Here is a 6000-nt window from a genome sequence, read left to right as displayed (position 1 = left end):
TTCACTGACTTAAAGGATGGTTTTAAGTGGATGCTCCTCGTTAGTCATAACTTTTCCCTTTTAGGTTGTCATTTTAATGTAAAATTAGAATGTTTCTTATCCTTTGAACCATAATTTATACAAAAAAAGCCCTATGAAGAACATAAGAAGGTTATTCAGAGCTGTCATAGACAAAGACTGGGCACTCTTTCGAATTCGCCCAGTCCACATATATGGCACTATTGTCTTTTTGTCCATAAAGTTCCGATCTCTATAATAGATTTTGGATTCTCTATTGAAGATAAATCTCCTAAAGCCTCATTTAGATACGCAGTACGGATAACCCTTCTTAGAATCTTCCCATTTCTTGTTCGGGGCAGCTCATTTACAAAATGAATAGCTTTTGGTTTTAATGGCTTACCTAATTTCTCCATTATTACTGTTTTCAATTCTTCTTCCAATTCTTTTTTCGCCTGAACATTTTTTTGCAATGTAACAAAACAAACAGCAACCATTCCTTTTACTTCGTCAGGTATACCTATCGCAGCAGCTTCTACTACTGCTTCATGAGAAACAAGTGCTGACTCATATTCAATCGGCCCAACTCTTTTTCCCGCAACTTTCAGCGTATCATCGCTGCGTCCCTCAATAAACCAATAGCCTTCTTCATTGGTTCTTGCCCAATCCCCATGCACCCATGTATCAGGAAAACGAGACCAGTATGATTTTTCATAGCGATCGGCATTCTGCCAGAAACCTCTTGTCATTCCCGGCCAAGCCTGCCGAATCACCAGCTCCCCGACTTCATTTTTTACTGATGAACCTTTCTGATCAACCACATCTACGATCATTCCGGGTATCGGTCCATGAAAAGAACAAGGCTGCAAGGGAAGGCCGGGAAAACTAGACAATATACCACCTGAAATCTCTGTACCGCCAGAGTAATTGACAATCGAGCAGCGACTTTTACCTACTTTTTCAAATAACCAAATCCATGGCTCCTTGTTCCATGGCTCGCCGGAAGAACCAAACACTTTTAAGGAAGTCAGATCATGTCCTTCTATCCAATTATCACCTTGACTCATCAACATTCTTATTGCTGTTGGGGAAACACCGAGATGAGTGATCCGATGTTTGGCTGCTAAACTCCAAAGTCGACCGCAATTTGGATAGTCGGCTGTTCCTTCGTATAAAACAATGCTTCCACCAAGCAGCAATGCTCCAAAAACCATCCACGGCCCCATCATCCATCCCATATCAGTCACCCAGCAGAGTGTATCTTCCTGCTGAAAATGAAATGCATACTTCAAATCTTGTGCAGCTTTGAAAGGGAAGCCAACATGAACATGAACAGTTCCTTTTGGCTTTCCTGTCGTTCCAGAAGTATACAGCAACATACAAGGTGTTTCTGACTCCAGCCACACGAGCGGGCTAGTGTTCGGCGTTCCTGCCAGTAAAGATCGATAGGTTAACCATTTGTTGCTGGAACTAAGTGTATCGGAATCCCTTTGCACTACTACAACATGGGAAAGAGAAGGACATTTGTCGACTACTTTCACTGCTTCTTTACCCATAGGAACCTGTTTCCCACGCCGGTAGAAATAATCAGCAGTAATCAATACTTTCGCTCCACTATCTTCTACCCTTGCAGCAACTGCATCTGCTCCATAGCCAGAAAATACAGGGATAACAATAGCACCAATCTTTGCAGCCCCCAGCATGGCCACAACTGTTTCGGGAACCATAGGGAGATAGAGCACAATTCGATCTCCTTTTTTCACTCCCAACCTTAGCAAACCATGAGCAAACTGATCCGTTTCGATGGACAATTGATTATAAGTGAGCTTTCTTGTTTTGCCGTCATCTGCTTCCCAAATGATCGCGTTTTTGAATGCTAGAGGTCCTTTAGCATGCTTGTCTACCGCATCATATGCTACATTTGTTTGTCCATCCACATACCATCGTGTCCAAGCTATTCCTCTCAAATCATCCATTACTTTCGTATAGGCTTTGCGCCATGTCAAACCAATAGCCTTCTCCATCTCTCCCCAAAACCATGCTGGATTTTTCTCTACCGCTCGATGAAGTTGATCGATCGAAGAAAAACCTTGCTCTGCCAACAATTGATACAAATTGGAGTCTTCCCATTTTACAGAGGTCGGTAAATAAGTATGTTTTGTTTCACCCATAGTCTGCAACTCCCCTTTGAAAATAGGTAGTACAGATACACCAGTCAAATGTCTAATTTGCTCACATAAAAATAAAGCGCTTACATATAGAAGTGTAAGAAACCTTTTGCATTTTTCATTTTATCATATTTCAATGAGGATATTTTCTCTACAAAGTTGGTTTGCATTGGAAGCAGAAGAAGTATAACACAAAAACTATATGTAATTCCCTTTTAAATGCGGACGCCCTGCTCCATCGTGATCTGCATTCAGCAGTCAGATAGAACAGGGCGCGTGGCGCCTCAAGCTTCACAGCTTTCAGCGTCACAGTCGGATCACCGCACGATCAGACTCCGTACGCCAGCTTGGCGATTTCCTCGATCACCCACCAGACCTTCAGCTCGGCCGCGTACTTGGTGCAGACTCGCTGGATGTCCGGCAGGGTGGCGGGGACGATCACGAGCGTGGTGAACGCGTCGCTTTCGCGACTCACGAAGCGCATCCGAACCCACTTCATCGATTCGCGGAAAGCGATCCGGGGGATCGCGTGGTACATGTCGCCTTCCTTGGCCAGGAAGGCCAGATCGTACCGACGCGTTGCACTCATCGGGAATCCGCCTTCGTTCCACAGCCGGTCCTCGGAGTTGGCGAAGAGAGGATTGTTCGCCGCGACGATGTCGTCCGAGAGCATCCCGCCAGTGGCAATGCTCATGAACTGACCGGTCTTGTGGATCCCCAGCAGGACGTTGTGCTCGGTCGGGTTGTTCACATCCCCTTCGTAGCGGATGTCGGGAACTCCTTCGAGAACTCGCCCGATGTTCTTCGGATTCTCGAAGAAAATCTCCAAGAACTGCGGGCTGTTCACGCGGGGGACGAGTCCCTCAACGAGTTTCTCGGGGAACAGGGCCGGGAACATGTCGACCTTGAGCAGCGAACCGTCGAGGTCGACATGACTCCCCCAGATCGTGCCGACGGTGGAGAGCTTCTTTCCCTGACGCACGTCGGCTGCGATCTTCTCGCCCCAGGCAGCGAACACCGGTCGCTGCTCTGTCGACAAGTCGATGCCGAACAGTTCGCTTCGGTCATTGAAGGCAGGAGCCTCCAACCCCCGACGCACATTCTCCTCGACGAGCTTGCCCCACTGAACGAGTACCGCTCGCTGAGCGTCCGTCCACCGCAGGGTGTTGTCCCTGGTGTAGTAGGGGCGCACTTTGTCCGGCAGGGCGATGACCGTCTTGTCGTCCATGAACTGCATGTTCTTGTTGTCCCATCTGTGTCGGTGATCCTTAGGTCATACGACCTCTTCCTTATGAGTATATACAAAAACCTCCTATCATCCAAGGCGATTCGCATAAAAGTTACCAAAATTAGCATTATTCGAGTGCTAGATACTCTCCTCGAACCATCAGCTTCCCAGTCCCGCCTTCTTAGCCATATATAAACAATCCCCTTTAAAATGCGGACGCCCTGCTCCATCGTGATCTGCATCAGCAGTCAGATAGAACAGGGCGTGTGGCGCCTTACAGCGTCACAGTCGGATCACCGCACGATCAGACTCCATACGCCAGCTTGGCGATCTCCTCGATCACCCACCAGACCTTGAGCTTGTCCGCGTACTTGGCGCAGACTCGCTGGATGTCCGGCAGGGTGGCGGGGACGATCACGAGCGTGGTGAACGCATCGCTCTCACGGCCCACGAAGTGCTCCCGGACCCACTCCACCGGTTCGATGAAGGAAACCCGGGGCATGGCGTGGTACATGTCGCCGTCCTTGGCCAGGAATGCCAGATCGTGCTCACGCGCCGCACTGATCGGGAATCCGCCCTCCTTGAACAGCCGTTCCACGGCGTTGGTGTACAGCGGGTCGCTCGTCGCGGCGATGTCGTCCGTGATCATCCCGCCGATGGCGATGGTCATGAGCTGACCGGTCTTGTGCACGCCGAGCAAGATGTTGTGCTCGGTCGGGTCCCCCTCGTAGCGGATGTTGGGCACTCCTCCGAGGACTCGCCCGATGTTCTCCGGGTCCTCGAAGTAGACCTCCGAGAACTGCGGGCTGTTCATGCGGGGGACGAGTCCCTCGATGAGCTTCTCGGGGAACAGACGAGGGGACATGTTGACCCTCAGCTCCGTGCCGATGAGGTCGACGTCACTCCCCCAGATCGTGCCGACGGTGGAAGGCGTCTTGCCCTCGCGCACCTGCTTCTCGATGTGGGCACCCCAGACGGCGAACACCTCTTGCTGCTTGATGGTCAGGTCGAGGCCCTTGAGGCCAGCCCATTCGCCGAAGTTGATAACCGGGATCCCCCGGCGCACGTCTTCCGCGACGTGCTCACCCCAGGTGACGAGCAGCTCTCGCTGGCCGTCCGTCCACTGCTGGATGGCGTACTTGGTGTAGATGGGACGCACGCCTTCGGGCATGGTGATGACCGTCTTATCGTCCATGTACATGTGCTTGGCCAATCTCGTGTCGGTGATCCTCAGGTCATATGACCTCTTTCTTATGAGTATATACAAAAGCCTTCTATTATCCAAGATGATTTGCATAAAAGCCCCAACATTTGGATTGGTTACTGGAATTTCAACACTAAACTAAAACATTTTTTAAGGTGAAACAGTTTGTATTCTTCCGGGATTAAATATCCAAGCGTTTCATGAATACGAAATTTGTTGAACCAGTATACATAGTCACAAAATTCGATTGTCAGTTGTTCCAAGCTTTCCAACGTCATTTGATACACAAATACTGTTTTTATGCTTATAAAAGTAGCTTCTGCCACAGCGTTGTCATAAGGGAATGCTTTCTCGCTAATCGACCTGCTTAGAAGGCTACGCTTATTTGAACCAATAAAACCACCCGTGTTTGTTGCAAAACCCCTCAATTGCTTGCATTTGCTGGTCATTTAAACCAGATGAATCACAAAATACCGCTGCTGGATTTCCAATACCATGTTTCCCTGTAAAACTATTGATTACTAAAAATGGTTTGCCCAACTAATCCCCCTCCATCGATTTACTATAACAAAATTAATAAATAGTATAAGATAGTGTTATTGTCACAGGAGGTTGGAATGTACGTCCCTTTTTGGTACTTCCTCACAGTGCTCGGTCTTCTCACATCTGCCCTCTGTATTCCCCTGTACTTTGTCGACAAGAACAAGAGGCAGCTTCGGGAAGAAAAGCAGAAGCTGGAGGAAGAAAAAGGGAAGCTGGCTACGCAGGTTTCCCAACTCACCCACAGGAATTCCGAACTCCAGAATGGAGATGCCTATCGGCAAAATCGCGAACTAGCAACCCGAGTTGCTGGGCTGCGAAGGAAACTGATACAAGTCGAATCGCAGAAACTCAGCTGCAAAAGGAAGCTCAACAGCGTCAGAAAGCCCACGCTGAGAAGGTTTCTCGTCTGCGAGCAACGATGAGCAGGGCTCTTCAGATGCAGCGAGCAGCATGTGAAGAAGAACTCACACAGCTCAATTCCTCTTATAACGAAGAGACTGCAAAGCTGCGTAAAACCATCTCCGAGCTGGAACACGCTCTCGACGCAGGAGTGGTCGAGTTCGACGAACTGAGAGAGTTCTGGACAAAAGCCCTACGTGCAACAAACACTTCCTTGCACCGTAGGATCAGAGTCTTGGAAATCCAAGTTTTCGAAAACTCCGAGTTCATCGATCTGAAGCGAAAGGTCAGAACCCAGCGGCAGTACATGAACACTGCTGCACGAGCCGTCGAGATTCTGACCGCTGAGCTACTGAGGCTGGAAGGAGATCCTTCCGCACTTATGCTGGAGGTAAAGGAACTGTTAAGGGCAGCACGTCCTTAAGCTCCACCTGTGACAAACACCCGGTACAATAGCTGTC

Annotated in this window: 6 protein-coding genes; 1 reads left to right on the top strand and 5 read right to left on the bottom strand. The window is 49.0% G+C overall.

Annotated elements, in window-relative coordinates; all coding sequences use genetic code 11:
* Nucleotides 1–218 precede the first annotated feature (218 nt).
* The 5 genes from AC5WOE_RS18700 to AC5WOE_RS18680 form a co-directional block, all read right to left on the bottom strand.
* On the bottom strand, nucleotides 219–2168 hold the full coding sequence (locus AC5WOE_RS18700; RefSeq protein WP_496053224.1) for an AMP-binding protein: 1950 nt from the start codon (nucleotides 2166–2168) through the stop codon (nucleotides 219–221).
* A gap of 325 nt (nucleotides 2169–2493) precedes the next feature.
* Complete coding sequence (locus AC5WOE_RS18695; protein WP_496053223.1) at nucleotides 2494–3402, bottom strand: hypothetical protein; 909 nt, start codon at nucleotides 3400–3402, stop codon at nucleotides 2494–2496.
* Between the two features lie 295 nt (nucleotides 3403–3697).
* The gene (locus AC5WOE_RS18690) at nucleotides 3698–4690 is read right to left on the bottom strand and encodes a hypothetical protein (RefSeq protein WP_496053222.1); all 993 of its coding nucleotides are present in this window, start codon (nucleotides 4688–4690) and stop codon (nucleotides 3698–3700) included.
* 23 nt (nucleotides 4691–4713) lie between these two features.
* A complete protein-coding gene (locus tag AC5WOE_RS18685; RefSeq protein ID WP_496053221.1) occupies nucleotides 4714–5046 on the bottom strand; it encodes an IS3 family transposase in 333 nt (110 codons plus the stop codon).
* On the bottom strand, nucleotides 4979–5137 hold the full coding sequence (locus AC5WOE_RS18680; protein WP_496053225.1) for a hypothetical protein: 159 nt from the start codon (nucleotides 5135–5137) through the stop codon (nucleotides 4979–4981). Before AC5WOE_RS18680 ends, AC5WOE_RS18685 begins: the two co-directional genes overlap by 68 nt.
* A gap of 91 nt (nucleotides 5138–5228) precedes the next feature.
* On the opposite strand from AC5WOE_RS18680, the gene AC5WOE_RS18675 reads away from it, so the two are divergent.
* Nucleotides 5229–5963: a hypothetical protein gene (locus AC5WOE_RS18675; protein ID WP_496053220.1), complete on the top strand. Its 735-nt coding sequence runs from the start codon at nucleotides 5229–5231 to the stop codon at nucleotides 5961–5963.
* Nucleotides 5964–6000: the final 37 nt, after the last annotated feature.

This window comes from Shimazuella sp. NTD248 (genome assembly GCF_059510395.1).
Note: the sequence above shows the minus strand (reverse complement) of the source record. Positions and strands in the feature narration are given on the sequence as shown.

Coding starts and splice junctions, on each gene's coding strand:
- AC5WOE_RS18700 (WP_496053224.1), bottom strand. CDS start 2,168: ATGGGTGAAACAAAACATACTTATTTACCGACCTCTGTAAAATGGGAA.
- AC5WOE_RS18695 (WP_496053223.1), bottom strand. CDS start 3,402: ATGCAGTTCATGGACGACAAGACGGTCATCGCCCTGCCGGACAAAGTG.
- AC5WOE_RS18690 (WP_496053222.1), bottom strand. CDS start 4,690: ATGCAAATCATCTTGGATAATAGAAGGCTTTTGTATATACTCATAAGA.
- AC5WOE_RS18685 (WP_496053221.1), bottom strand. CDS start 5,046: ATGACCAGCAAATGCAAGCAATTGAGGGGTTTTGCAACAAACACGGGT.